The sequence below is a fragment of the Vibrio sp. OPT46 genome (assembly GCF_015163535.1).
Lineage (GTDB): Bacteria > Pseudomonadota > Gammaproteobacteria > Enterobacterales > Vibrionaceae > Vibrio > Vibrio alginolyticus.
Genome location: NZ_JADDYG010000250.1, coordinates 45,270 through 48,185, shown reverse-complemented (window position 1 = coordinate 48,185; position 2,916 = coordinate 45,270). Strand labels below are relative to the sequence as shown.

1 protein-coding gene is annotated in these 2,916 nt (G+C 48.3%); it reads left to right on the top strand.

Translation table 11 applies throughout. The features are described 5' to 3' along the window. The coding region (vmeZ, locus tag IQR33_RS11190) for a multidrug efflux RND transporter permease subunit VmeZ (protein WP_228013864.1) at positions 1–2,916 on the top strand (2,916 nt) is incomplete at both ends.

The window sequence follows — 2,916 nt, the reverse complement described above, 5'->3', positions numbered from 1 at the left end:
ACCTCAGTCAACGGCGTTGAGGATATGATATACATGTCTTCAAAGAGCGCGAACGATGGCTCTTACAGCCTAAACGTCACGTTCGATGTCGGCACCGATCCAGATATGGCGCAAGTTAACGTGCAAAACCGCGTGTCACAGATTGAGTCAAAACTGCCTCAAGAAGTTCGCATGGTTGGTGTGACGGTGAAAAAGCGTTCACCTGACTTGCTGATGGTACTTAACTTCTATTCACCTGATGGCAAATACGATGATCAGTTCTTGATTAACTACATTAACTTGAATGTAAAAGATCAGTTGGCTCGTGCGAAAGGTATCAGTGAAGTTAACGTGATTGGTGGTGGCGAATACGCAATGCGTGTTTGGTTAGATCCTGAAAAAATGGCCAACCTTAAGCTAACCACGTCAGACGTATACGCCGCTTTGGCTGAACAGAACGTTCAAGTTGCGGCAGGGCGTGTAGGTGCAGCACCATACAACAATCCGCAAGAAGTTCAGTTTAACCTTGTGACCAAAGGTCGCTTGGAAAGCGTGAGTGAGTTTGAGAACGTAGTCCTTCGAGCTAATCCCAATGGCTCTACGGTTTATCTGAAAGATGTTGCTCGCGTTGAACTAGGCAAAAAGTTCTACGATGGTAACGGTAAGTTCCGTGGCCAGGACGCGTCAATCGTTGCGTTGTCTCTTCAATCGGATGCGAATGCGTTAGAAAGTGGTCAGGCCGTCATGGAGCTCCTTGAAGGCTTGAGCAAAAACTTCCCAGAGGGAATGGAATACGAGACCAGCTACGATACAACCGTGTTCGTATCTGAATCGATCAAAGGGGTAGTAAAAACACTGATTGAAGCGATTCTATTGGTGATTGCTGTAACTTACTTGTTCTTGGGTAGTGCGCGTGCAACGTTGATTCCTGTTGTCGCGATCCCCGTTTCTCTGATTGGTACGTTTGCCATCATGCAGGCAACGGGCTTCACCATTAATACGGTTACTTTGTTTGGCTTGATCCTTGCGATTGGTATCGTGGTGGACGATGCGATTCTGGTTATCGAAAACGTCGATACTACCATGGCGAAAGACCCAAGCATTTCACCGCGTAAAGCGACGTTGCTAGCGATGAAAGAAGTAACGGGCCCAATCATCACGTCGACCTTGGTTCTACTTGCGGTATTCATACCCGTCGCCATGCTGCCAGGTATCACCGGTATCATGTATCGCCAGTTCGCTTTGACCATCTGTATTTCGGTTGTGATTTCATCCATCAATGCATTGACGCTGTCTCCAGCACTTTGTTCTCTGGTATTGAAGCAGGGTGGGGGCAATACCGCTAACTGGTTCCAGGCTTTCAACAGAGGCTTAGAGCGCATCACTACGCGTTATGGCCAGATCGCTGGTTTCTTGGTGAAGAAGTCTTTACTGCTCGTGACGTTCTTTATAGTTGCTATCGCAGCGGTCACTTTCTTTGCGAAAACCACCTCTACAGCGTTTGTTCCTCAAGAAGATAAAGGCATTTTGCTGGTTAACGTACAGCTACCAGATTCAGCCTCTTTATCACGTACTGAAGAAGTCACCAATGATTTAATGAAAATGATCGGTGAAGAGCCTGGTGTGGATGGTGTGACGGTTGCGAACGGTTACTCGTTTATGACAGGCGCAGCAGCATCAAACGGTGCTTCTGTATTTATCAAATTGCATGACTGGGATACTCGTAACTCGCTGCAAGGAGAGCACTCTGCTAATGCTATCGCGGCACGTATTAACGGGCGAGCGGCGACAGAGTTACCTCAAGCGGTTGTTTTTGCGATGGGACCACCGGCGGTTCCAGGTATGGGCGCTGCGTCTGGTTTTGAGTTTGTGCTTGAAGACACGCTAGGGCGAAGTCGTACCGACTTGTCGATGGTCATGGGAGAAATGATCCAAGCGGCTAACCAAGCGCCTGAAATTGCCTACACGTTTAGCACGTTCCGCGCGAATGTTCCGCACTACTACGTTGATATCGATCGTGAGAAAGCGCAGCAATTAGGTATTTCGCTGTCGTCTATTTTCCAAACCTTGCAAGGCAACTTAGGTTCGCTTTATGTGAATGACTTCACCATGTTTGGTAAGAACTTCCGCGTAACCATGCAAGCTGATAGCCAGCACCGTAGCAGCATGGAAGATCTAGAGCGTTTCCATGTTCGTTCTTCGAACGGTGATATGGTCCCGTTAAGTACGCTAGTGAGCTACGAGCAAGTGTTTGAGCCTGATGTGGCGTGGCGTTACAACATGTACCGCAGTGCTATCATTCAAGGCCAACCAGCACCGGGTTACTCTAGTGGTGATGCGATTGCCGCAATGGAACGCGTTGCTGCTGAAGTTCTTCCACAAGGGTACACGTATGAATGGACAGGTATGGCTTATCAGGAAGTGCTCGCGGGTAACCAAGCCATTTATGCGTTTGCGCTGGCTTTGATCTTCATTTACTTGTTTATGGTGGCTCAGTATGAGAGTTGGAGTATTCCACTGGCTATTATTTTGGTGGTCCCAGTAGCAACGTTAGGTTCCTTCCTTGCGTTGAATCTAACTGGCACGCCGCTTAACTTGTATGCCCAAATTGGTCTTGTCTTGCTCATAGCCTTGGCGGCGAAAAACGCAATTTTGATTGTGGAGTTCGCCAAGCAAGAGCGAGAAGAAAAAGATGCTGATATCGATAGTGCAGCGGTTAAAGGAGGCACGTTACGTTTCCGCGCTGTGAATATGACATCCTGGTCATTTATCCTGGGTATCTTCCCGCTTATCTTTGCCGCTGGTGCGGGGCACGTCAGTCAAAACTCACTCGGCGTGTCGCTGATTGGTGGTCTATTGTGTGTGCTTCTAGCAGGTACATTCTTGATCCCAGGCTTCTACGCCCTGGTGCAAAGACAGCGTGAGAAAGTTCATGGC